The sequence below is a fragment of the Denitratisoma oestradiolicum genome, from assembly GCF_902813185.1.
Lineage (GTDB): Bacteria > Pseudomonadota > Gammaproteobacteria > Burkholderiales > Rhodocyclaceae > Denitratisoma > Denitratisoma oestradiolicum.
Genome location: NZ_LR778301.1, coordinates 2,245,058 through 2,268,507 on the forward strand (window position 1 = coordinate 2,245,058; position 23,450 = coordinate 2,268,507).

At 61.4% G+C, this 23,450-nt stretch carries 14 protein-coding genes; 5 read left to right on the forward strand and 9 right to left on the reverse strand.

Translation table 11 applies throughout. The features are described from left to right. Positions 1–30: 30 nt before the first annotated feature. Positions 31–627 (reverse strand): YfiR family protein, encoded by a 597-nt coding sequence (locus DENOEST_RS10285; protein ID WP_170228206.1) that lies wholly within the window; start codon positions 625–627, stop codon positions 31–33. 241 nt (positions 628–868) lie between these two features. Beyond that, complete coding sequence (locus DENOEST_RS10290; protein ID WP_170228207.1) at positions 869–1,468, reverse strand: YqgE/AlgH family protein; 600 nt, start codon at positions 1,466–1,468, stop codon at positions 869–871. A 177-nt stretch (positions 1,469–1,645) separates the two neighbouring features. Between DENOEST_RS10290 and DENOEST_RS10295 the strand changes: the two genes are divergently transcribed. Then, on the forward strand, positions 1,646–3,697 hold the full coding sequence (locus DENOEST_RS10295; protein WP_145770881.1) for a putative bifunctional diguanylate cyclase/phosphodiesterase: 2,052 nt from the start codon (positions 1,646–1,648) through the stop codon (positions 3,695–3,697). Positions 3,698–3,803: 106 nt separating this feature from the next. Here DENOEST_RS10295 and DENOEST_RS10300 read toward each other — a convergent pair whose 3' ends face one another. From DENOEST_RS10300 to DENOEST_RS10315, 4 genes are all read right to left on the reverse strand, one after another. After that, on the reverse strand, positions 3,804–6,035 hold the full coding sequence (locus DENOEST_RS10300) for an ATPase, T2SS/T4P/T4SS family (RefSeq protein ID WP_145770882.1): 2,232 nt from the start codon (positions 6,033–6,035) through the stop codon (positions 3,804–3,806). Next, positions 6,032–7,225 (reverse strand): sensor histidine kinase, encoded by a 1,194-nt coding sequence (locus tag DENOEST_RS10305; RefSeq protein ID WP_145770883.1) that lies wholly within the window; start codon positions 7,223–7,225, stop codon positions 6,032–6,034. Before DENOEST_RS10305 ends, DENOEST_RS10300 begins: the two co-directional genes overlap by 4 nt. A gap of 1 nt (position 7,226) precedes the next feature. After that, the gene (locus tag DENOEST_RS10310; RefSeq protein WP_145770884.1) at positions 7,227–7,880 is read right to left on the reverse strand and encodes a GTP-binding protein; all 654 of its coding nucleotides are present in this window, start codon (positions 7,878–7,880) and stop codon (positions 7,227–7,229) included. 296 nt (positions 7,881–8,176) lie between these two features. After that, a complete protein-coding gene (locus DENOEST_RS10315; protein WP_145770885.1) occupies positions 8,177–9,337 on the reverse strand; it encodes an NnrS family protein in 1,161 nt (386 codons plus the stop codon). 300 nt (positions 9,338–9,637) lie between these two features. On the opposite strand from DENOEST_RS10315, the gene DENOEST_RS10320 reads away from it, so the two are divergent. After that, the gene (locus DENOEST_RS10320) at positions 9,638–11,164 is read left to right on the forward strand and encodes an amidase (protein ID WP_145770886.1); all 1,527 of its coding nucleotides are present in this window, start codon (positions 9,638–9,640) and stop codon (positions 11,162–11,164) included. 150 nt (positions 11,165–11,314) lie between these two features. Then, positions 11,315–12,112 (forward strand): enoyl-CoA hydratase-related protein, encoded by a 798-nt coding sequence (locus DENOEST_RS10325; protein WP_197970584.1) that lies wholly within the window; start codon positions 11,315–11,317, stop codon positions 12,110–12,112. Between the two features lie 143 nt (positions 12,113–12,255). On the opposite strand, the gene DENOEST_RS10330 is transcribed toward DENOEST_RS10325, so the two are convergent. Then, positions 12,256–15,816, reverse strand: coding sequence for a PAS domain S-box protein (locus DENOEST_RS10330; RefSeq protein WP_145770888.1), 3,561 nt, complete (start codon positions 15,814–15,816; stop codon positions 12,256–12,258). A 142-nt stretch (positions 15,817–15,958) separates the two neighbouring features. Between DENOEST_RS10330 and DENOEST_RS10335 the strand changes: the two genes are divergently transcribed. Both DENOEST_RS10335 and DENOEST_RS10340 read left to right on the forward strand, forming a co-directional pair. Then, complete coding sequence (locus DENOEST_RS10335) at positions 15,959–17,875, forward strand: ATP-binding cassette domain-containing protein (RefSeq protein ID WP_145770889.1); 1,917 nt, start codon at positions 15,959–15,961, stop codon at positions 17,873–17,875. Between the two features lie 147 nt (positions 17,876–18,022). Next, positions 18,023–20,374, forward strand: coding sequence for a TonB-dependent receptor (locus DENOEST_RS10340; protein WP_145770890.1), 2,352 nt, complete (start codon positions 18,023–18,025; stop codon positions 20,372–20,374). 223 nt (positions 20,375–20,597) lie between these two features. Here the strand turns inward: DENOEST_RS10340 and DENOEST_RS10345 are convergent, their stop codons facing one another. Together DENOEST_RS10345 and lexA are read right to left on the reverse strand one after the other, a co-directional pair. Continuing rightward, positions 20,598–22,379, reverse strand: coding sequence for an LTA synthase family protein (locus DENOEST_RS10345; RefSeq protein WP_145770891.1), 1,782 nt, complete (start codon positions 22,377–22,379; stop codon positions 20,598–20,600). A gap of 403 nt (positions 22,380–22,782) precedes the next feature. Next, positions 22,783–23,379, reverse strand: coding sequence for a transcriptional repressor LexA (lexA, locus tag DENOEST_RS10350; RefSeq protein ID WP_145770892.1), 597 nt, complete (start codon positions 23,377–23,379; stop codon positions 22,783–22,785). Positions 23,380–23,450 lie beyond the last annotated feature (71 nt).

A 23,450-nucleotide genomic window follows, 5' to 3' on the forward strand; every position in this document is an offset into this window, starting at 1 on the left:
GGCGCTCCTTCGGGCGGCCGGGCGGGACGCTCATTTCCCCATCTCCTTGACGATGCGTGCCAGTTTCAGCAACTGGGAACCGATCTTGAGTCCGGCTCGCCGAACGGCCTCCGGATTGATCTCGAAGCGAACTTTATTGTTAGTCAGGTAGAAATTCACCATGACACCCTGCTCCGCATAGCCATCCGTATCCCCCATCGTCAGCACTGCGCTGTCGCTGACCCGATCCAGAACATAGTCAAGGTTGGTGGATTCCGATGCCGTGATGAACAGCACATGGCATTTCTTCAGATTGGTCTGGGCATTGGCGAACAATATCTTCCACGTTATATCGCGTGGATCGTCCCCCGTCCCCCAGATGTCCCGCATCGTCCAGATGGCACTGCCGAAGGGATCCTTGCCCCAGATGCACAACATCAGACTTTTCTCGTCAGCTTGCGTGGCGGGCCATTCGACAAACTTGGCGATATTGTGGATGAAGGCTGCCTTGACCTCGTACTCAGTGGCTGGCGCAGCGACGGTGACGACGCAGGCACCAGTCAGGAAGAGGAATAACGCAGTTCGTAGCGCCCGCCCCCACTTCGACAGCGAATAGCGCCTGGGGCACAAGACTTTCGGGCGGTCCATCGACAACGCCATATGACTCTCCCGCTGAGACCGGAACCTCTTCCCGGCACAACCACGACCGCTTCCGGCTTGGCAGCCGTCACGATGGCCAGCGAATCCGCGCAAACCGTCCATCGGCCTCGCAAACCCGAAGTGAGTATATCGCCCTATCATCGAAAAATTGCAGTGCGATCCATCAAGATCGACAAGAACAGCAGCACTCTCGCCACAGACATCTTGACGCAGCGCTCCGCCTCCGGTATCAGGTGGCCCGCTCACTAGCCTGCCGCACCAGGTCGCGCCAGAGCCGCGACGGATCATCGGAAAACAGTTTATTCGGCTCCAGATTCGCCACCAGCCAGTCACCCCGTTCTATCTCCTGTTCCAGTTGCCCCCAGCCCCAGGAGGAAAAACCCAGGAACAAACGCAGATGCTTCGGGGGCTGGCGCCGATACAGCAGACTCGTCAAAAGTTGGTGGCCGAAGCTCATGTAGAGTCCCTGCCCCAAATCCAGAGCACCACTGCCTGGGCTTTCCGTGTCCAAGAACAGGTAGACCAGCTGGGTTGGCAAAACGGGACCACCAATGTGAAGAGTCAGGCGTCCATCATTGTCCGGCAGGCCCGGAATGCCGCCAAGACGGTGTCCCAGGGGGCGATTCAGAATCAGTCCCATGGGTTGCCTGCGACCGTGGCGCGTTACCAGGACCACGGTTTCCCGGAAGCGCGAATCCTCCAGCCTTGAGGAGGCCACCAGCAACATGGTGCTGGTAGCCGGTTGCGCCAGCGCTACTGGGCCGAACCGAGTCAGCAGCAGTCCCCCACCCAGGGCAAGAAGGAATTGGCGGCGCGCCATGAAAGGCATCGATTTTCTCTCCACTGACCTCGAGTCGGATGCCGGCCATCCGGAATGAGTTCCAGTGTAGTCCCGCCGCCTCGTGTCGTGGGAAATCCACGCCCGCTTTGGCCTTTCGCATGGTGCTCCGGATGCAGTATGCTGACTCCTCCGGCATACGCCTACGGTTGATTCGGAGTTCGCAACGTGGAACCTACCCTGCTTTTGGTCGACGATGAAGAAAATATCCTGCATGCACTGGTCCGCCTGCTGCGCGGCGCTGGCTATCGGCTCCTGACGGCAACCAGCGGCGAGGCCGGCTTGCTGGTCCTGGACAACAACGAGGTACATGTCATCCTTTCCGACCAGCGCATGCCCGGCATGTCCGGTTCGGAATTCCTCAGCAGGGTGAAGGATCGCCATCCCGAAGCAGTGCGCATGGTCTTGAGCGGTTATTCCGACCTGGCGGCAGTGACCGACGCCATCAACCGGGGCAACATCTACAAATTTCTGCTCAAGCCCTGGGACGACGACCTGCTGCGGGCCAATATTCGCGAGGCCTTCGAGCGTTACGAGCTAGGGGTCAAAGGCGCCCAGTTCACCAAGATTTACGAGAATACCGTCGAGGGCATTCTGATCACCGACGGCAATAGCTATATCCAGGCTGTCAATCCAGCCTTCACCACAATTACCGGCTATGGGGCCGACGAGGTAGTCGGCAAGACCCCCGCTCTCCTGCGCTCTGACAGGCACGACGAGACCTTCTTCCGCACCATGTGGAAATGCCTCCACGAAACCGGCAAATGGACCGGCGAAATCTGGAATCGCCGCAAGAACGGCGAAGAGTTTCCGGAATGGCTGAATATCACCGCCATTCACGACCCCCAGGGACGGCTGCAACAGTACGTCGGCCTGTTCACCGATATCACCGAGCACAAGCAGGCCGAGGAAAAGCTGCGCTACCAGGCCTATCACGACCCGCTCACCGACCTGCCCAATCGCCTGATGTATACGGAGCACCTGGATCTCGCCCTGCCTCAGGCGGAGCGGCGGGAACAGCTATGCGGCGTGATGATGCTGGACCTGGACCGCTTCAAGAATGTCAATGACACTTATGGTCACGAATTCGGCGACAAGCTGCTGATCACCGTGGCCCAGCGTCTGCGCGACAGCATCCGCAAGGAGGACACTCTGGCCCGCATGGGGGGGGACGAATTCACCTTCCTGCTGCCCCTGGTCACTGACGTCCAGGACGTTGCAAGGGTAGCGGAAAAGGTACTGGCCGGTTTTGCCAAGCCCTTGACCATCAATGGCAAGGATATGTTCGTCACTCCCAGCATCGGCATCAGTCTCTTTCCAAACGACGGCCATGACGCAGAGACTCTACTGAAGAACGCCGATGCGGCAATGTACCGGGCCAAAGAACAGGGACGCAACAATTATCAGTTCTACACCACCGACATGAATGCGCTGACCCAGCAGCGCCTGTCTCTGGAAAACGACCTGAGACAGGCGGTCGAACGCTCCGAATTGGAGATGTACTATCAACCCAAGGTATCACTCAAGGACGGCCGCATCGTCGGCGCCGAAGCCCTGATCCGCTGGAAGCATCCAGAGCGTGGCTTCGTCCCGCCTGGCGACTTCATCCCATTATCGGAGGAAAACGGCCTGATCCTGCCCATCGGCGAATGGCTGCTTCGGGATATCTGCCAGCAGATACGGCATTGGCATGATGAAGGACTGCATCCACCCTGCATCGCAATCAACATCTCGGGGCGCCAGTTCCAGCGCCAGAACTTGCCCGATCTGGTGGCCCAGATCATGGCCGATAGCAACATTCAACCGGACGACATCGAGCTGGAACTCACCGAAGGCACGATCATGAGCAACGCCGAGACCAACATCGAGATGCTGGTAATGTTGAAGCGCATGGGACTTTCCCTCGCTATCGACGATTTCGGCACCGGCTATTCATCCCTGAGCTACCTCAAGCGCTTTCCCATCGACGTGCTGAAGGTCGACTACAGTTTCGTGCGCGACATTACCACCGATAACAACAGTGCCGAACTGGTGCGCGGCGTGATCGGCATGGCCCACGGGCTCAAGCTGGAAGTGGTCGCCGAGGGCGTGGAAACCGCGGCTCAACTGGAGTTGCTGCGCCAGTATGGATGCGACGTGATTCAGGGCTTTCTGTTCAGCAAGCCACTACCAGCCGGGGAATTCGCTGCACTGGTAAAGGCAGACCGCCGTCTCGGCTGACAGGCATGCCCCGGGGCGGGGCTACCCATCGGCTCGCTGCGCAACACTCGACAGGCTCAGCCCGAACGGTTGGGAGCTTGCTCAGCCTTTCCTTAAGCATGTGGCGTCACTCCATCGCTGCCTGGGGACCGAGAACCCGCAGCACCTCCTCCAGGTCAGTGTCACCGCTGGTCACCTTTTCGGCCGCATCCTGAACCAGGGAATGCATGCCCTTGCGGGATGCCATGCGGCCGATTTCCAGGATGCTGGCACCGCTGCTGACGCAATTTCTCAATTCGTCGTCGAAGCCAAGGACTTCGTAGATGCCCAAACGCTTCTGATAACCGCTGCCATTGCAACGCCCGCAGCCCTTGCCACGATAGGCACGCAAACCGCCAGTGGCGAAGGCAGACCCCAGCCGCTGCTGCAAACGGGCATCGGGAACGACCTCCTCGCGGCAGTCCGGGCAGATGCGCCGCACCAGACGCTGGGCGATGATGCCCTCCAGGGCGCTGGCTACGACGTAGGGTTTCAGGCCAAGATCGAACAGGCGGGCAATGGTCGCTACCGCCGAATTGGTATGCAGAGTGGAAAACACCTGGTGACCGGTCAGCGCCGCGTGGAAGGCCACCTCGGCGGTCTCGAAGTCGCGGATCTCGCCGAGCAGCATCACGTCCGGGTCCTGGCGCAGTAAAGAGCGCAGGATCAGGGGAAAGGTCAGACCGATCTTTTCCCGCACCAGCACCTGGCCCGCCATGTCCAGGTAGTACTCGACCGGATCCTCGATGGTGACGTAGTTCTTGGTGGGGTTGGCATTGTGCTGGAGCAGCGAATAGAGGGTCGTCGTCTTGCCGCTGCCGGTGGGACCGGTCGCCAGGATCATGCCCTGGGGACGGGCCGCCATGTCCTCGATCAGGGCCAGGTTACCGCTGGAAAATCCCAGTGCGCTCAGATCGACCACTGCAGAATTGCGGTCCAGGATGCGCATCACCACCTTCTCGCCATTGATGGTGGGCAGGGTAGACATGCGCAGATCCACGATCCGCAAGGGCGTTTTGACGGTAATGCGGCCATCCTGGGGGCGTCGCCGCTCGGAGATGTCGAGCTGGGACATGATCTTCAGGCGCGACACCAGGGGCTGGTGCAACTGATGGGGAATGTGGATCTTGTCCACCAGAACGCCGTCGATGCGGTAGCGCACCACCACGCTCTTGGTCCGCGGCTGGATGTGGATGTCGGACGCCCCAAGGCGGATCGCCTCCAGCAGAATTGCATTCACCAGACGGATCGCCGGCGGCTCCTCTGTCTCGCGCAGCAGGTCCTCCAGGGAGGCGGCATCGTCTTCCTCGATGACCACCTCGATGCCCTCGTAAGGGTCCTTCGAGGTAACCAGGGTTTCCAGTTCCTTGAAGTCCATCTGCCGGTCGCCATAGATCTCCTCGATCTTGGCCTGGATGGCGGCGGCATCGGCGGTCACTACATTGAGGTCGAGCCCGGCGGTGAAGCGTACATCGCTGATCAGTCCGGCATCCAGGGGATCGGCCATGGCCAGCATCAGGGTACGACCATCGAGGCGCAACGGCACCACCAGTTGCCGCTCGCAAAAGCTGTGGGGAATCAGTTCGGCCAGTGCGGTATCGACCGGGAACTCCTTCAGGTGCACTTCCTCGATCAGCAGATCCTTTTTCAGAATGTCACGTATGGCTCGCTCGGAGACCCAGCCCTTTTCCAGCAGCAGTTTGATCATCGGCTCCTTGCGGGTCTCAACCAGTCGCACCAGTTCCTGTATCTGGGCAGTGGACAGCAGGCCCTTCTTGTTCAGCATGAAGCCAAGCTGGCTGCGGTTGGTCACCGACAGTCGGGTCAGGGCGGATATCTCCTTCGCCTTCTGTGCGTTCTCGCGACTCAAAAGCCGATTCTTCTGCACCAGATCGAACTGTTCCAGGGCAATGCCGACGGTAATGCGCAGATCATCGTCGTTCCAGGGCTTGAGGATGAACTTGTAGACCGCGCCCTCGTTGATCGCCCCCAGCACCGCACCAGTGTCGGCATGGCCAGTGAGCATGATTCGGATGGTATCCGGCGAGCGTTCCTTCACCTGGCGCAGGAAATGGGCACCATTCATGGCAGGCATCATGTAGTCGCTGATCACCAGATGGGTGACGGCCTCACCCAGTCGCTGCAAGCCCTCCGCGCCGCTGGCGGCGGTCACCACCTCGTAGTTCTCCCGGTGGAAAACACGGGTCAGCGCCTTGACCACGCCCGGCTCGTCATCCACGATCAGCAGGCGATAACGCGTAGCAGGGGCTTCGGGGCTGGCATCCGCCTTGCCGGTAAATAGGGCGCTGTAGTCGTTCACAATGGCAGGAAAATGGTGACAGTGGTGCCGGTACCTATGCGACTGTCGACGGATATGCGGCCGTGGTGAGCCTCGACCACATCCCGTGCCACGGTCAGTCCGAGTCCGGTGCCGCTGCCCACCTCACGGGTGGTATAGAACGGATCGAACATCCGCTGGATTTGTTCAGTGGACATGCCGACCCCGTTGTCGCTGACAATGATCTCGACCCCTTCTTCGACGGGACGGGTCGCCACAACCACTTCGCCGGGATGCCCGCTGTCCTGGACCGCCAGCAAGGCGTTGTGGATTACGCCTAGAAACACCTGATTGAGATGTCCCGGCAGGCAAATCACTTTCGGCAATGGCTCCAGTTCCAGTCGTGTATCGACCCCGGGGGGCATCTGCCCGGCCAGCACGGTCATCACCTCGCGCAGATTGCCATTGAGGTCGACCATCTCCGCATCAGCCCTTTCAATGTTGGAAAAGCCCTTGAGGTCGCGCACGATCCGCGCCACCCGGTCGATGCCCGAAATACAGTCGTTAACCAGCTCGACACCGTCTTCGCTGACGAAATCCAGGTCCAGCTCGGACCAAGCCGAAGGCACCTCGCCAAGCCGGGCCTTGAGTTCTCCCAGCTTGGCGATATAGCCGCCCAGGGTGGTGATATTGCTGCGCACGAAGCCGATGGGATTGTTGATCTCGTGGGCCACGCCGGCCGCCAACTGGCCCACGGAGGCCAGCTTCTCCGCCTGGTAGAGCTGGCGCTGACGCTGGTCGAGCAGACTGACCTGCGCAGCCACCTGCCGTTCCAGATCCTCGGCCAGGGCCCTGTAGCGCGCCTCCGACTCAACCAGGGCCTCATGCTTGGCCAGCAGGGCCTCATAGTTGGCCTGGGTCGACTCGGTGTGCAAACTGCCAGCCATCAAATAACGCATGCGTGCCAGCAGGATTTGTTGTAGCAGGCCGGCGGCGGCCCGCAGACGGTCGGCATCCACCACCGCCGCAATGAACCCGATCGGTTCCAGCTCGATGACCAGAGCCTGACGAGTGCTTCCCTCTAGTTCCCGTCCCCAGAGCAGTCTGCCTTCGGCATCGACAATTGCCAGATTGCTCCCTAGCAGGCTAGACAAAGGAGCGCCGATGGTTTCCAGCAGCGGAGCAGGCAGGAGCTCCGCCAGGGCGTAATCACGGTCGAAGCTGTGACTCATATCAATGACTCGCTCCCAAGGCCCCGGCGACGAACCCAGCCTCGTCAAGACCATGGCGCAGACTGAGACCCAGGTCGACATCGTAGCGGCGAAAGACGCCGCGCAGCAATTGCTCGAAGGTCTCGCGCACGCCCTCTCCCGTCAAGGCAGTGGCGAATAGCAAGGGCCAGGCGGTTCCGTCCCAGCGACTGCGAACCTCCTCCTCGGCAACGATGTTCGGCAGGTCGCGCTTGTTGAACTGGACCACCAGTGGCATACCCTCGAAATTCAGTCCCACTCGGGCGACATTCGCCGCCAGGTTTCGAAAGGCTTCGGCATTGTTCTGCTCCTCGACCTGCTGGGAGTCGGCCACGAAAACCACGCCATCAGAGCGAGACAACACCGCCTTGCGCGTACCATCATGGGCCACTTGGCCAGGTACAGTGAATAATCTGAGCCGCACCAATGCGCCCGAAGGGGCACGAAAGCCCAGGGGCAGGAGATCGAAAAACAGTGTACGGTCACCCTGGGTTTCCAGCGTCATGATCTCGCCCTTGCAGTCCGGCGCCAGCAAATCGTGCAGACGCATCAGATTGGTGGTCTTGCCGCTTTGCGCTGGCCCATAGTAGACCAACTTGAAGGTCAGCCGTTGATGCGACTCGTCGAATTCTGGCATAGGTCAGGCATACGGTCGGTTACGAATAACAGCGCGGCACCCACGGGCCACGCGTATGGGATTGTCCTACAACCCCGACCAGGAATCACGGGAATTTTTTGTTTCACTGATACCTGGACCAGGTTCTCGATTATTCACCGGGGGTCTGCTCATATTCGATACCTTATTCAAGCCATAGATGACACGTAGAAATCCGGAAGAAGGACATAGGATCTTGCACTTCCCCGTGGTTAATGCTTTTTCTTCCAGGGCAATCCCGCGTAAACGGCCCATCCGCCAGGTGGCGCCCATGCCGATCAATGGGGCCTGCCATCGACGCGCGGTCGGACCAGGAACGGGACATAGCGCCAGCCCAGGATGGAAAAGCAGGTACACCAGCAAGCAGCGGCCAACATCACCCATCCCGGGTAGAAGGCCGCGTTGAATTGCGGCGCCGCCACCCGTAGCGCCAGGCCCGCGATCATGATCCACAGGCAAAGCTTGTCGCCCCGGTCGAACATCACCTGGCGCCCGGTATGCCCCTTGGAGATGCGGACCATCATGGCGGGAATGATCAGCCCCATGACCCCGAAGGTAAACAGATGCACCGGCAGGGCGCCGACCCAGGCGCCATGACCACTTCGATCCAGGGCATCCACGAGGAGCTGGGCGACGATGCCCAGATAGCCCAGGTACATGATGCCGATGTCTATCCGGCTCAGCGCCAGGCGTGGATGCCAGTAGAAAAAGCGCCCCAGCAGCAGTGCGGCCAGTGCTGTCTCCAGAACGATCATCAGGCCCGTCGGCAGGGTACCGGCAGCGACCAGGACCAGCGCCAAGAGCTTGATGGCGCCATCCAGCCGGGCATGGCGCAGGATATTGGCCTGGAACGCGCTTTTCATGAATGCGGTCACGGTTCTTTCCAACATCACCAGGAAGGCCACACGAAACAGGGCCAGGGCCATTCCCGTCCCAAGAGCGAAGTGCTCCGGGCTCAACATGAAGGACTTCGCCAGCAGAAAGGCCGGCAGAATCAGCAGAAAGAAATAGTTGTCCCGATAGGAGTCAGTCTTGCGGTGCCGGATCAGCGCCCAGGACAGCATGGCAACAATGGCGCCGAGAAACAGATTGTTCGACAAGAGGAACAACCAGTCGGGCCAGGCGCCGCCGAACCCCATGCCGATCCGCTCGAAGATCCAGGCCGCCGCAAGGAAAGCCAGGGCGGGACCGTGATAGCCCCGCACCGACAGCCAGCTCCTGGAAGCCGTGAGCAGAAAGCCGCCCAGCAGCGCCCAGCCGAAGCCGAAGAACATTTCGTGGGCGTGCCACTGCACCATGGAAAAGTTCGCAACCGGAGGCGCCATCCGGCCGGTGAACATCAGCGCCCAGATCAGGGGCAGGGCCAGACCGGAGAGCATGGCCAGAATGAAAAACGGACGGAACCCCAAGGTCCATAGCGAATGGTCATTCAGCGTCATTGATGCGCTTTCCTCATGCTCGGTTGTAAGGTCGAATGGCCGTGACCTCCATGGGATACGCTGGAAGGGCCAGGCTGACTCATAATGGAAATATCGAACCCACATTATCATCGAGTGCAAGAGGGGATGGCGAAGGCGCTGATCAATTCGTAACTGGCCAACCTCGGGTCGCGGTGTGTCCCCCTGGCCCGAATCCGGCGGGCACCGGGCTTTCTTGCACAAACGCGAACATGGTTCAGGAGTTGTACGAGCCTGACTATCCGTTACCATGCCCGCCATCGCCCACAGGAAGAAACAGCCATGGATGAATCTCGTCGCAAACTGCTCAAGACCGGAGGCACCCTGGCCCTGGTTACCAGCATGGGGGGCCTGTCCAGGCTTGTCCAGGCCGGCAGCCTACCCCTGGCGGAGTACGAAAAACTGGATGCAGTGGCCATGGCCCAACTGATCCGCCGCCGCCAGATTTCCGCCAGCGAGTTGCTCGAAGCGGCCATCGCCCGGGCAGAAGCGATCAATCCGGTCCTGAACCCCATCAACCTGCGCCATTACGAGTTGGCCCGGGCAGCGGCGAAGATGCGGCCCCTGGACGGTCCCCTGGCCGGCGTACCCTTCCTGCTGAAGGACCTGGGCATCCAGTTGAAAGGCACCATCACCAGCAACGGCTGCACCTTCTTCAAGGATGCCGTGGCCGATGCCGACAGCACCCTGACCGAGCGCTATCGCAAGGCCGGGCTGGTGATCTTCGGCAAGACCACCAGCCCGGAATTCGGCCAGACCGCCACCACCGAATCCAGACTCTGGGGCCTGACACGGAATCCCTGGAATCCGGCCTACAGTTCCGGTGGGTCTTCAGGTGGGGCCGCAGTGGCGGTGGCGACGGGCATTATTCCAGCCGCCCATGCCAGCGATGGCGGCGGTTCGATCCGCATTCCGGCCTCCCATTGCGGCCTATTTGGCCTCAAGCCCAGTCGAGGCCGGGTACCTACGGGACCCAAGGCCCTCGAAAGCTGGCTGGGCCTTTCGATGCAGCACGCCATTACCCGCTCGGTACGCGACTCCGCCCTGCTGCTGCAAGTGAGCCAGGGCCCGGAGTCCGGTTCCCGCACCGCGCCTCCCGTCATCGCCGGCAATCTGCTGGAGGCCATCCGCCGCCCGGCCAAAGGCCTGCGCATCGCACTGATGGAGACCAACCCCTTCGGTGCCCCCATCCATCCGGAATGTCTGGAAGCGGTGCGCAAGACGGCAAAGCTGTGCCAGCAGCTGGGCCATCACGTGGAAATCGCGGCTCCGGTCCTGCCCATCGCCGACATGTTCGGCGGCATGGGCGTGGTAACAGCCACCGGCATGCTCTATACCGTCCGCAACCGGGAAAAGCTGCTGGGACGGGAGGTAAGGGAGGACGAAATGGAACCCCTCAACTGGAGGTCCCTGCAACTGGCCAAGGGCTACACCGCGGAGCAGCTCTATCGGGCCCGGGCCGCCTTCGACGAGGGGGGCCGGGTGCTGGATGAGTTCCTGGGCCGCTACGACCTGATCCTCAGTCCCACGACCGCCGCCCTGCCCCCGAAACTGGGAGAGATTTCCCTGGATCTGCCCTACGAGGAATTCGCCCGGGAAGCCATGAAGGCTTCGCCCTTCACGGCCATGTTCAACATGAGCGGCCATCCCGCCATGTCGGTGCCCCTGCACTGGACACCGGACAAGCTGCCCATCGGCAGCCAGTTTGCCGGCCGCCACGGCGATGAGCTGACCCTGCTCCGGCTGGCGGCCCAATTGGAGCAGGCGGCGCCCTGGGAAAATCATCGGCCGTCACCCATCGCTGGCTGATTTGCAACAAATCAGAGAAATTTCCGAACAATCACGGCTATTGAACGAAAGGCCCGGACGCAGACGCGTCCGGGCCTTTCGCCAGTTTACGAACAGCATTTGAAGATGTTCGCCCTAAAATCCGTACACCCCTTTTCTTCTGGAGTCTCCGTGAGCGAATCCAAAGTTCTGACCCACGTCGATGGTCATGTGCTGCATGTCACCATCAACCGTCCCGAGCGAATGAATGCCATCGATACCGAGACCAACTTCGCCCTCCAGGACGCCATGAATCGCTTCGCCGCCGAGGATGATCTCTGGATCGCGGTGATCCGCGGTGCCGGCGACAAGGCCTTCTCCGCCGGCGGCGACCTGAAGGCCATGAACGCTGCTGCCAACGGCGGTCCGGCCTACCTGGTGCCGGAGACAGGCTATGGCGGCCTCACCGCCCGTTTCGATCTGGACAAGCCGGTGATCGCCGTGGTCAATGGCCTGGCCATGGGCGGTGGCTTCGAGATCGTCATGGCGGCAGACCTGGCCATTGCCGCCGATCACGCCACTTTTTCGCTGCCCGAACCCCTGGCCGGCATTGTTGCCGTGGCCGGCGGCATGCATCGTTTGCCCCGGGAGATTGGCCACAAGCGGGCCATGCAGTTGCTCCTCACCTGCGAAACCATCACCGCCGCCCAAGCCCTGGACTGGGGCCTGGTCAATGAAGTGGTACCCGCCGCCGAGCTGGATGCCGCCACCGACCGGTTGGTGAAGCAAGTGCTGCGCAGTGCGCCCCTGGCCCTCCGGGCCAACAAGCAATGTATGCAGCGGGGCCTGGGGCTGTCCCTTGAGGAAGCGACCCGGCGCCAGGACAATGGTTTCTATCCGGCCCTGGATGCCCTGCGCACCAGCGAGGACATCCTGGAAGGTATCAAGGCCTTTGCCGAAAAACGGGCCCCCGACTGGAAGGCACGCTAACGCGCATGGTCGCCAGCGCCACCACCGAGGATGCCAATGCGCAAAGACCAATTGAACGCCCCCACCCCCATCCCCGCCCCGGGGCTACCCATCGGCTCGCTGCGCTCGAAGGTTACACTCGGCTCCATTGATGCTTTTTCACGCTAAGCGCTGGCCTTAGCGGCTCGCGCCCATTCATCCGGCAGCATCCATGAGTTCTGCCATGCCAGCAGTTGCTCCGCCGGCATGGGGTGGGCGATGGCATATCCCTGGGCCAGATGGCAACCCAGTTGCAGCAACAAGACACCATGCTCCAGGGTTTCCACCCCCTCGGCGATGGCCTGGCGGCCGAAGGTGTGGGCCAGGCTGATAACGCCCTCGACGATGGCCCGGTCATCCCGATCCTTCAGCATGTCTCGCACGAAGGACTGATCGATCTTGAGCTCCTCCGTGGGAAGCTGACGCAGGTAAGTCAGGGACGAATAACCGGTGCCAAAATCATCCAGGGCAAAGCTCACTCCCAGGGCACGACAGGCCTGAATGACCTGGGAAACCTGGGCCATGTCCTCCACCGCCGATGTCTCCAGGATTTCCAGGGTGAGCTGGCTCGGCGCAACTCGGGGATGTGCTGTCAACAGGTGCCTGAGCCGCCCGACAAAGTCCCGCTGCTGCAAGTGCTGACTGGAGATGTTGACGCTGATGTTGATCAGTAGGCCCTGGGCCTCCCAGGAAGCCATCTGGCCCAGGGCTTCTCCCAGTACCCATTCGCCCAGGGGCAGCGCCAAGTCGGCACTTTCCAGCGCGGAAAGAAACTGCCCCGGGACCAGCAGACCCTGTTCCGGATGCTGCCAACGCAACAGGGCTTCGGCACCGATCATCCGTCCCGAGCGCATGTCCACCTTGGGCTGGTAGTGGAGCCGGAGCTCGCCATTCTCCAGGGCCGAGCTGAAGCGCTTGATCTGTTCCTGCTGGTTCCGGGATGCCCGGTCGTGTTCGGGATCGAACAGGCGGAAACAGCTCTTGCCCGCCTGCTTGGCCGCATACATGGCCTGATCAGCGTGGCGAATCAGGACATCGGCATCATCTCCATCAAGGGGATACAGAGTGACCCCCAGGCTGGCGGAAATAACTACCTCCCCATGGGGAAGCGGATAGGGCCGGTTGAGCGTATCGAGAATCCGGTGCAGGGCCTGTCCCACCTCATCCACCTCGGTCATTTCGCCCAACAGGATCACGAACTCGTCCCCACCCAGGCGGGAAACCGTATCGGCGCCCCGTACGCACTGACGCAGACGCTCGGCGGTTTCGATCAGCAACTGGTCCCCGGCCTCATGACCCCAGGTGTCATTGATGGGTTTGAAACCATCGAGATCCAGATAGCAGACGGCCAGCAGCTCCTTCTTGCGATCCGCAAGGGCCATCGCCTGCCGCATTCGGTCCCCCAGCAGAACCCGGTTGGGCAGATGGGTCAGCAGATCATGGTAAGCCAGGTGCTCCAGCCGTTGCTGGCTATGCCTGAGTTCGGTGATATCGGATGAGATGCCCACGTAATGAGTCAGCCGGCCATTGGCATCATGGACCGCCGTAATGCGTGAATACTGGACATAAACCGATCCGTCCTTGCGCCGGTTGTGCAACTCACCAACCCAGACATGTTGGGTCAACAAGGCATGCCACATGGTGCGATAGAACTCGGCATCCTGCATGCCCGAATGCAGCATCCTCGGGTTGGATCCCACCAGCTCTTCCCGGGAATACCCCGTCAACCCCTCGAAGCTGGCATTCACATCAACGATGATCCCGTTCGGATCGGTGACAACGATGCCATCGGTGACACTGCCAAAGGCCACTGCCGCCAGCCGCAGACCTTCTTCATTACGACGGCGCTCCGTGATATCTCGGGTCACACCGAGAATGGCAGTCACCTCACCCGTCCCGTTGCGCATGGGGACAGCCTGGGTCTCCAGCCAGCGGCGGGTTCCCTTGAGGCCCTTGATCTCGAACTGTAGGGTTCCCGACTCTCCCTTCATGACACGCTCGTGCAAGGCCATGAAAGCATCTCGACATTCAGGGACGACGATGCCCGAGATGGGCCGACCCAACACCTGTTCAGCACCGTCGGCTTCGACCATGGCAAGGCCGGCAGGATTCATCTGTCGCAAGGTACCATCGGAATTGATCACCTTGATACACTCTGGATCAGTCTCGACGATGGTGCGCAGTTCGATTTCCCTTTCCATCAGGCTTCGTTCTGCTGCCTTGCGGGCCGAGATTTCCACCAGAAAAACAAGAGAACATCCCGCCTCTATTCCCACCACCCGCCACATCACCCAAGCCGCGCCACCACCCCGCCGTAAAACACGGTTTTCTCCCTCCACGAGGCTGCCTGACAGCAGATTTTCCTTGTCCCAGTGGGGCGACTCCCTATCGTTTGGCAAATAAAATTCCGTCAGCCTATGTCCCGCCAACTCGTTGCGCGGGATTCCCAACAGTCTTCCTGCCGCGGGATTGGCCTCCATGATCAGTCCATCGCTGTCAGCCACCAGAATGGGGATCGGTGCATCGGCCAGGTAGGAGCGAAATTTCGCCTCACTGAGCGTCAGTGCCTGTTCGGCCTTCCATTGCTCCGTCACATCCCGCAGACTGGCCACCAGCCCCTCTACTCGCCCGTGCAGCCGATAGGGTCGATAGGCCACGTCCAGCATGTGTTGCTGACCATCCGAAAAAGTCTGGGTCTCCCTGAAACGGGCTGAGCCGCCTTCCAGGGTCCGGGTGATATAGGGGGCGACACTCTCATAGAAGGCTCCCCCCATCACATCCCGTACATGCCTGCCGACCAAGGCTTCCGGGATACTGCCGTATACCTTGGCATAGGCGCTATTGACCACCTGGTAGCGCTGCTCCCGGTCCAGGAAGGCCAGCAGGTCGTCGGAGGTTTCCACGATTTCCCGGTAACGCTGCATGTCCTGTTCGGCGTCAAGACGCGCATCCTCCAACCCTCTGTCCTGTCGGTAGCCCAGGCCAAAACCGCATAGTCCCACCAGCCAGAGCATGCCATGGGATGCCAGGATTGCCAGATGGGTTTCGGCCCCCTGGGCCTCGAAGGACTCCAGGGGCACCACCGAACTGATGCCGCCACGAATATCCCCCAGGCGATAACCCTGGTCGGCATGGCATTGCAGACAGGCCTGCTCCGCCACGATCGGCAGCATCAGCCGCAGGTAGCGCTTGTCATCCCGCTCGACGATTTCCCGGTATTCTGCCTCGCCTTGCTCGAAGCCGGTCAGGGCCTGCCTTTCCCACTCCTTGGGCGCATTGCCCGGATTCATGGGCTTCAGGCTGGTAATACGGCTCTGGGCACCAAACTCCCCCATGTATTCGGACTGCATCTGGCGCAGCATGTAGGCCGGGTTCATCAGAGTCAGGGCCATGCCATCGGAGGTGACCACATCCCGCTTCGGTACCTTGAGATAGGGATTGGGTGGTGTTCGGGTGTCGGGCTGCACATAGACGCCACCGTGGCTCGCCGCCCAGCGGCGGAAATTGAGATCCTTGGCAATGTTGGCCCGAGCCGCCGTCATCGCCGATTTTTCAACCTCGAGACTCTGCTGATAGAGACTGTTGCCCACTGATACAGCAACCAGCAAGGTCCACACCAGGGCGGCGGCAAGATAGCGACGACCGACCGGAGGCCGGATGATTTCCGTTGCCGGAACTTTATCCATGGGACGATTCTCGACGCACGTCGATTTCTTGTTCGGATTTGCATTCTCTCATCATCCGCAGGCGTAATAGCAACCTGCGGGAACGATCCCATCCAGATGGGCCCGCCTATAATCGCAGCCCCTTCCCGCATCTGCGCCGCCCATGCCTCTGCTGTCCCTCACCCAAGCCTGCCTTGCCTATGGTCACGTGGCTCTGCTCGATCACGCGGAGTTCCTTTTGGACGCCAGTGAGCGAGTGGCTCTGATCGGCCGCAACGGCAGCGGCAAATCCTCCTTGCTGGCGGCCCTGGCCGGAGAAGGCAGTCTGGATGACGGCCAGGTCTGGCGCCAACCGGGCCTGCGGCTGGCCTATGTGCCCCAGGAGCCCCCCTTCACGCCGGAACAGAGCGTCTTCGAGGCCGTGGTGGCCGGCATGGGGGCCGCTACCCGCCTGCTGGCCGAATGGCATCAGGTTTCCCATCAGTTGTCGGAATCCAGCGGTGACCACGAAGCCCTCCTGGCCAAACTCAACCTGCTCCAGGAAGAACTGGAGTCTCTGGGCGCCTGGTCCGCCGCCCGCCAGGCGGAACGGGCCATCCAGCGCTTCGACCTGGACCCGGAGGCCCGGGTGGGCAGCCTCTCCGGGGGCCAGAAAAAACGTCTGGCCCTGGCCCAGGCCCTGGCCACCGAACCCGAGGTGCTGCTGCTGGACGAGCCCACCAACCACCTGGACCTGGGGGCCATCGAATGGCTGGAAAACCTGCTGCTGGAATCCGGCATCAGCCTGTTGTTCATCACCCATGACCGGCGCTTCCTGGACCGTCTGGCCACCCGCATCGTGGAACTGGACCGGGGCCGGCTGACGAGCTTTCCCGGCACCTTCACCGCCTACCAGGAACGCAAGGCCCAGATGCTCCAGGACGAGGCCCTGGAGCAGGCCCGCTTCGACAAGCTGCTGGCCCAGGAGGAAATCTGGATACGCAAGGGCGTGGAGGCCCGTCGCACCCGGGCCGTGTTCCGGGTCCAGCGTCTGGACCAGTTGCGCCGGGAGCGGGCCGCCCGCCGGGAGCGCATGGGCCAGGCCCGACTGAGCCTGGATGCCGGGGAAAAAAGCGGCCAACTGGTGGCTGAGCTGCACGGCGTCAGCAAGTCCTTCAGCGCCAAGCCGGTGGTCCGGGATTTTTCCACCCGTATCTTGCGGGGCGACAAGATCGGCCTGATCGGCCCCAACGGTGCCGGCAAGACCACGCTGCTGCGTCTGATCTTGGGAGAACTGGAACCGGATGCCGGACAGTTGCGCCTGGGCACCCGGCAGGAAGTGGCCTATTTCGACCAGTTCCGCACCGCCCTGGACCCGGAGGCCACCCTGGCAGAGGTGATCTCACCCGGTTCCGACTATGTGGAGATCAATGGCGAACGCAAGCACGTCATCGGCTATCTGGAAGACTTCCTCTTCGCCCCGGCCCGTGCCCGCTCGCCGGTGAAGTCCCTCTCCGGCGGCGAACGCAACCGCCTCTTGCTGGCCCGGCTCTTCGCCCGGCCCGCCAACGTGCTGGTGCTGGACGAACCCACCAACGACCTGGACATCGAAACCCTGGAACTGCTGGAACAACTGCTCCAGGACTACAGCGGCACCCTGTTCCTGGTCAGCCACGACCGGGCCTTCCTCGACAACGTGGTGACCCAGACCATCGCCTATGAAGGCGAAGGCCGTTGGGGAGAATACGTGGGTGGCTACGAAGACTGGCAGCGCATGCGAAAGTCGGCAGCCCCTGCCATCATCACCTCCGCCTCCAGCAAAGCGGACAGCGAAAAAAGGGCTGCACCCGTCAGAGCCAAAACCGAAAAACTGAGCTGGAAAGAACAAAAGGAACTGGAATCCCTGCCCGACCACATCTCAGCCCTGGAAACCGAGCAGGCCGCCCTGGCAGCACGCCTGGAGGACCCGGCCAGCCACGCCGGACCGGCCGCCGAAGGCACCCGGATCGCCGCCCGCCTGGGCGAAATCGAGGCTGAATTGCTGGTCTTGCTGGAACGTTGGGAGCAATTGGAAGCCAAGGCCGGGCCGCCGAAGGGCTGATGAATGCCATAATCGGACTTCGATGATGACCTGAATGATAGGTATGCCAGAGTTGCCTGTGTCGGCCTGCCTGTAACCTGATGACGCCAGCACAATGGCAGATGCAGCACCGTGAAGCGAAGTTTCCCTGGTGGAAAGGATAGTCAGATGAAAGTCCCTGTCCGTAGCTTGCTTGTTCGCTGCATTCTGATGGCGCTTGGCGCGCCGGCCTGGATGCTGAGTACCGATGTCGCCGCCCAGGCGGCCGACAGTGACGAGGCAGCGCTGATGCGCATCCAGGGCCTGGCGGAGATCGTCGTCACCGCCCGGCGCAAGGAAGAGAATCTGCAGGACGTGCCGACCTCGATCACGGCCATCGGCGCCAAGGATCTGGCGGACCTGAAGATCGACGGCCTGATCGGCGTGGCCCGGCATATCCCGAACGTCGATATCCGTCAGCAGGCGGGCAGCATGGTGGCCGTGTCGCACTTCCGCGGCATCACCAACAGTTCCCTGAATCCCCAGGTGGATGCGGGCATAGGCATCTATGTGGATGGCGTGTATCTGGGCCGCCTGAGCGCCACCGCCTTCGACATCGCCGACCTGGCCCAGGTGGAAGTGATGCGGGGCCCCCAAGGCACCCTGTTCGGCCGCAACTCCACCGGGGGCGCGGTCAACCTGATCACCACCTCGCCTTCCGGCCAGTTCGGTTTCCATGGCGAACTGGGCTTCGGCAACTTCAACGATCGCCGGCAGAAGTTTTCTCTCGACCTGCCCGAGTGGAACGGCCTGTCGGCCCGCGTCACCCTGGGTCATCACCAGAACGACGGCTATGTCAGGAACAGCGCCCCCAGGAACACCTACCATTTTTCCGATGGGTTCGATTCCATGACGATCAGCGAAACCGGCGGCGCCAACGACAACGATCTGGCGCTCATCAGCCTGCGCTATGCCGGCGTGCCGGGCCTGAAGCTCGACTACAAGTACGATTACAGCAAGAACCGGATGACGATACCTTACCGTCAGTCGATGAGCCTCGCCCCCCAAACACCGCCCGCCGGCTTTGTCGAGGTCTCGGCACCAATGGGTTTCCATTTCATGGAAAGTCTTCCGGCCGCGTTTGAAAGCCCGAGCATCATGAAAGTGGAGGGCCACTCGATCACCGCGGAGTACGAACTCGCTCCCGAACTGAGCGCCAAATACATCGGCGGCTTCCGCAAGTTCGACATCAGCTACGGCCTGGACGGTTATTACGGCGCCGGGCTATGGAGCGACGGCATCCGCTACTGGAGCCCGGGCATATCCCTGAGGGAAGAGGATCAGCATCAGTCCTCCCATGAATTCCAGTTGCTGGGCAAGCGCGGGAACCTCGACTGGATCGCAGGCCTGTTCCTGTTCGAGGAAAAAGCCAAGCTGGACAACCCAATCTTGCCAGGTCCATTTTTTGGCGGGATTGCCCCGGAGGTGACCTACACCCTCAATCCCGACACGGACTACTACATCGGCCAGAAGGTGAAGACGGACAACCAGTCCCAAGCCCTGTACGTGCACGGCACCTGGCATAGGGATCAGTGGGACTTCAGCGGCGGCTTGCGGCGCACCTGGGATGACCGGCAGGAGCACGTCATGGCCGCAGGCCATCTCGATCTCCGCCCCTGGGGCGTCCCGGTGTTTCTTCCCGGAACGAATGGCCGGGATTTCCGCTACCGCGGCAGCCACAACGACTACGATCTGTCGGCGACCTACCGGATCGCGCCGGGCATGAACGTCTATGCAAAGTACGCCACGGGTTTCGTGTCGGGGGGCATCCTGCAAGGAACCGCCTTCCAGCCGGAGACCGCCAAGTCCTACGAGGCGGGTTTCAAGGGCAGTTTCATGGATAACAGCCTGCGCTTCAACGCGGCCCTCTATGAAATGAAGCGCCGGGACCTGCAAATCGAAGGCTTCGCTGCGACTGGCTACGTCTTGCAGAACGTGGGCAAGTCCAGGTCCGATGGTGTAGAGCTGGAGCTGACCTATGTACCGATGGAGGGACTGACCCTGAACGGTTCCTACGGCTATACGCGGGTCAAGACCGACGGTCAGATAAGAACCTCACAGCCCAGGCAGACGGCTTCCTTCGGGTTCGATTATGAATTCCAGCGACTGGCGAACGGTGTTCGTCCCAGTTTCCGGATGGATGCCAGTTGGCGAGATGATATCCGCCACCTGAGTTGCCCAGCCGGACTGTCCCAGGTCGCACTGGGCTGCGGCACGCTGGATGCCTACGGCAATCCGGAAATTGCCAATCCGACCCTGGACCGACAGGCGATAGTAAAGGCCCAGACCCTGTTGAGTGCCCGCTTTACCCTGCGCGAGATCAGGCTGGGCGCCCATGGGACAGCCGCGGTGTCGCTGTGGGGCCGCAACCTGCTGAATAACGACAAGCCGGATTACATCTACACGCTGGGCGGAAACAACATAACCGGCACCTTCCAGCAACCCAGAACCTACGGCATAGACCTCAGCGTGGGCTACTGATCTGGCGCCAACTTTCATGATGAGGATAACATCCCCATCATGGAAAGGCTTGCCCCCTCCGAGGGGTTCGATACGGCTCACTCTGCTCGATATTACAGGGCACTCCGTGGCAGCACCGATGGCTTGAAACTGGCGCCGCCCGCTGCTTTCCCTTGTTCCACAGGGATTTCCTTCGGTCAGGGCGACCCTGCGGGAAAGCTCGTTTTTCGTTATCGAGAGACGGTCAATGTTCGGCGGGATGGTCCTCGTCCCGTTCGAATCCATTGCGGTAGAACATGGAAGCCGTCTGATACCAGGCAATCGCCTCCTCCACCAGGGCCTCATCGCTCAACGCCTGGCCCGGCCGGCGCGGCACTAGCGGACTGGCAACCACGTCGACCTTGCGCTTGGGCTTCAGGGTGACCATGCGGCCATCCCGCAGATAGCCCAGGGTCTGGTAATTGGCGACGAAGGCCCGGTCGGCCGCCGGAGACGAACGCAGCAGGTCGAAGCCCATGTACTTGCTGTCGTAGGGCAGCCCGATCAGCCCCAGCAAGGTAGGTGGAATGTCGATCTGGGAGGCCAGACGGTCATGGCGCCGGGGCGCAATCCAGCGTGGGGCGTAAAACATCGCCGGGATCCGGTAACTGGCGACGGGGATGGCGCCCGCTCCCCGGGCGTTGGCGCCATGGTCGGCGGTGATCACGAACAGGGTATCGTCGAACCAGGGCTTTTGGCGGGCAACTTCCATCAGGTGGCCGATGGCCCAGTCGGTGTATTTGACGGCGCCTTCCCGACCGCTCCCTGAAGGGATATCGATGCGACCTGCCGGGTAGGTATAGGGACGATGATTGCTGGTGGTCATCAGATGAGCAAAGAAAGGCTTGCCATTGGCATGAATACGATCGAATCGCTCGATGGCGGAGTCGAACAGATCCTCGTCGGCCACCCCCCAGATGTTTTCGTGATGGATCACTTCGGGTCGGACCGCGGTGCGATCGAACACCTGATAGTCGTTGGTCGAAAAATAGGTGTTCATATTGTCGAAATAGCCATAGCCGCCGTACAGGAAAAGCGATTCGTAGCCAGCGTCCTCGAAGACCGCCCCGAGGGTGGCCAGATGCCGGTTGCCCGGGCGCTTGACGATGGACTGGCCTGGGGTCGGCGGTATCGACAGGGACAAGGCTTCCAGCCCACGCACGGTCCGGTTCCCGGTGGCAAAGACATTGCCCAGCACCAGGCTGTCCCGGGCCAGGGCATCAAGATTTGGTGTCAGGCCCCGGCGGTCCCCCCAACTACCGAGAAATTCCGCCCCGAGGCTCTCGACGCTGATCAGGACCACATTGGGCCGCGGTAACACGCCCCCGGCATTGACATGGCGCATCAGGTCCAGGCCTTCCCTGGACCGCCACTTTCCCCGCTCTCCTTCCAGCATGTGATGCACCAGGGCCTCTGCCCTGGCTTCAGGGAGCGTCCGATAATGGCGCAGGTAATCCAGCTCGTTGTTATGCAGCGCGGCAAAAAACTCCCAGGGACCATTGCCTGCCAGTTCGTTCTGGCCCTCGCTGTCGAAGCGGTTCTTCAGGCCGGAATCCAGCCATAGCAACGCCGCCAGGGGCACCGCCAGGGCCAGGACCAGACCGGCAAGACGCGCCCTGAACCCCAGGGGCATCGCCAGCCCGGACCAGAGTTGCCGGCCGGCCAGGGCCGCCATCGACAGGGCCAGAACAGCGATACCCAGGAGTATCTTGCCGGCCGGATAGCTCTGCCAGATATTGCCGATGACTTCCTGGGTGTAGATCAGGTAGTCCACCGCAATGAAATTGAAACGGCCGCCGAACTCCTCCCAGAAGACCCATTCGGCGACAATGAGGAACAGCAGAGCGAAGATCGTCGCGGCGAACCAGGCCAGGCCGAGCAGACGGGTGACTCGCCAGGCCGCCACCCGATTGGGCAACAGGGCCAGGGTAAGCCAGAACGGCGCGACGAAAAAACTGGCGGCGGCAAGATCGAAAATCAGGCCCACCAGGAAACTGGCCGGAAATCCCCACCAGGAACCGCCGATGGGAAAGCCGGAGGCAAGGATCAGTCGCGTGACTTGAAAGCTGGCCAGGGCGAAGACATAGACCAGCAGTACCAGACGGAAACGATCCGGAAAGCACCGCCGCAGGGCGCTCAGCGCCTGCCGAAAACCGGATGGCGAAACAATGTTGGACGAACTACGAATAATGCCGACTCCCGCTCAATGAGGTTTTCCGGGCCTTCCTTGCCCGCTCCAGTACCGCCGCAGAGAATACAGAAACTCATCCGGCAGATATACGGCAGCCGCCCGATGAATGGCGCCTTTCCTTGTGCCGTCCAGCTTGCCATCGATTGAAACCGAATATTTCACGGGGAGGATTATCCGGGCCGCGGCAATGAGGGGCAAATCAGTGAAGTTTCCCGTTACGGATCAAACCCACGGCGATGCCCTCGATGGCCAGGGGCCCATCCACCAGGATGGGTGGGAAATCCGGATTCTCGGCCACCAGCTCAATCCGTCGACCCTGGCGCCTGAGGCGCTTGACCGTGACCTCGTCCCCCAGGCGGGCGACGACGATCTGGCCGCTCCTGGCCTCGCCGGTCTTATGCACCGCCAGCAGGTCGCCATCCAGGATGCCCACATCCACCATGCTGTTGCCCCGCACCTTGAGCAGGTAATCCGCCTGGGGACTGAACAAGTCAGCCTGCACCTGGACCCGGCCCAACTGGTTTTCCACCGCCAGCAGGGGGCTGCCGGCGGCCACCGAGCCCACCAGGGGCAGGCCCAACTGCTCCACTAGGCGTATGCCCCGGGCCGAGCCAGCCTCCAGCACAATGGCACCCTTTTTCGCCAAGGCCTTCAAGTGGTCCTCGGCGGCATTGGGCGAAGCAAAGCCAAAGGCATTGCAGATTTCGGTACGGGTGGGCGGCGCTCCCAGCACCTCCAGGCTGCTGCGGATGAAGTCGAGGATTTCCTGCTGGCGCGGCGTGAGATTGAAGTCCATGAGCGGTCCTAGATGTTCCGGGAGACGTCCCGGCTCCGGTAACTGTATTTTTTTACAGTTACCGAAAAAAA

Bases quoted from the DNA above. Each gene is read 5' to 3' on its own strand.
- DENOEST_RS10320 (WP_145770886.1), top strand. From the start codon at position 9,638: ATGGATGAATCTCGTCGCAAACTGCTCAAGACCGGAGGCACCCTGGCC.
- DENOEST_RS10340 (WP_145770890.1), top strand. From the start codon at position 18,023: ATGAAAGTCCCTGTCCGTAGCTTGCTTGTTCGCTGCATTCTGATGGCG.
- DENOEST_RS10290 (WP_170228207.1), bottom strand. From the start codon at position 1,468: ATGCCTTTCATGGCGCGCCGCCAATTCCTTCTTGCCCTGGGTGGGGGA.
- DENOEST_RS10305 (WP_145770883.1), bottom strand. From the start codon at position 7,225: ATGAGTCACAGCTTCGACCGTGATTACGCCCTGGCGGAGCTCCTGCCT.
- DENOEST_RS10285 (WP_170228206.1), bottom strand. From the start codon at position 627: ATGGACCGCCCGAAAGTCTTGTGCCCCAGGCGCTATTCGCTGTCGAAG.
- lexA (WP_145770892.1), bottom strand. From the start codon at position 23,379: ATGGACTTCAATCTCACGCCGCGCCAGCAGGAAATCCTCGACTTCATC.
- DENOEST_RS10315 (WP_145770885.1), bottom strand. From the start codon at position 9,337: ATGACGCTGAATGACCATTCGCTATGGACCTTGGGGTTCCGTCCGTTT.
- DENOEST_RS10310 (WP_145770884.1), bottom strand. From the start codon at position 7,880: ATGCCAGAATTCGACGAGTCGCATCAACGGCTGACCTTCAAGTTGGTC.
- DENOEST_RS10335 (WP_145770889.1), top strand. From the start codon at position 15,959: ATGCCTCTGCTGTCCCTCACCCAAGCCTGCCTTGCCTATGGTCACGTG.
- DENOEST_RS10330 (WP_145770888.1), bottom strand. From the start codon at position 15,816: ATGGATAAAGTTCCGGCAACGGAAATCATCCGGCCTCCGGTCGGTCGT.